Raw genomic sequence first — 1,065 nt, 5'->3', positions numbered from 1 at the left:
TGTACTGGCCCGTGAGGTTGGGGACGCGGCTGGCGGGTGGTTGGCCTTTGAGTGCGGTGTGTCCGCGGTGGTGATTGTAGGTGTGCAGCCAGGCGGGGTATGCGTCGCGTCGCTCGGCCTCGGTCCGGTAGGGCTTGGCGTAGGCCCACTCGTCCAGCAGGGTGCGGTTGAACCGTTCCACCTTCCCGTTGGTCTGAGGCCGGTAGGGACGGGTCCGCTTGTGGGTGATGCCGTGCTCTGCCAGGGAGTTGCGCCACAGGTGTGACTTGTAGCAGGCGCCGTTGTCGGTCAGGACGCGTTCGACGCTGATCCCGGCCTGGGCGAAGAACGCGTGGGCGCGCTGCCAGAAGCCGACGGCGGTTTCCTTCTTCTCGTCGGCGAGGATCTCGCTGTAGGCGAGGCGGGAGTGGTCGTCGACGGCGTTGTGGAGGTAGCTGTAGCCGGCGCTGGAGCGGGTCTTGCGGCCGGCCTGGCGGCCCAGGGTCTTGTGTCCGCCGCCGTCGGGGATGTTGCCGAGCTTCTTGATGTCGACGTGGACCAGGTCGCCGGGTCGTTCGTGTTCGTAGCGGCGTATGACGCGGCCGGTGGCGCGGTCCAGATGACTCAGGCGGGCCAGGTGGTAGCGGGTCAGAACCCGGTGGACGGTCGCCGGGTTCAGGCCCAGCAGGTAGGCGATGCGGGCCGGTCCCCAGCGGCGCAGGAGGCGGACCTTGATGATCCGCCGCTCGGTGCGGGTGGGGGTCCGGCGTGGGCTGTGGTGCGGGCGCGAGGACCGGTCGGTCATGCCGGCCTCGCCCATCTCGCGGTAGCGGCCGGCCCACCGCTGGGCGGTCGTGGGCGAGACCTGGAAGCGTTCGGCGGCCCGGCGCAGGGGCCAGCCGTCCTCGACGACGCAGCGGGCCAGACGCAGGCGTCCGGTCTCGGTCAGGGGTGCATTACGGTGGGGCATGAGGGCCTTCTGATCGTTCCGTGTAGATGTCGCAATCCACACCGAACCCGGAAGGCCCTCACTCGTACAAGATCACCCCGCCGTGATCGCTGTCACCAACCTCCATGGACAGAACA

General features: G+C 68.9%; 1 protein-coding gene. It reads right to left on the bottom strand.

Going from position 1 to position 1,065, the window contains the following annotated elements; all coding sequences use genetic code 11:
- The coding region (locus G3I60_RS43640; protein ID WP_164299725.1) for an IS481 family transposase at positions 1–949 on the bottom strand (949 nt) is incomplete at its 3' end.
- Positions 950–1,065: the final 116 nt, after the last annotated feature.

The organism is Streptomyces sp. SID13666, from assembly GCF_010548325.1.
In the GTDB taxonomy this organism is placed as follows: Bacteria; Actinomycetota; Actinomycetes; order Streptomycetales; family Streptomycetaceae; genus Actinacidiphila; species Actinacidiphila fildesensis.
Note: the sequence above shows the minus strand (reverse complement) of the source record. Positions and strands in the feature narration are given on the sequence as shown.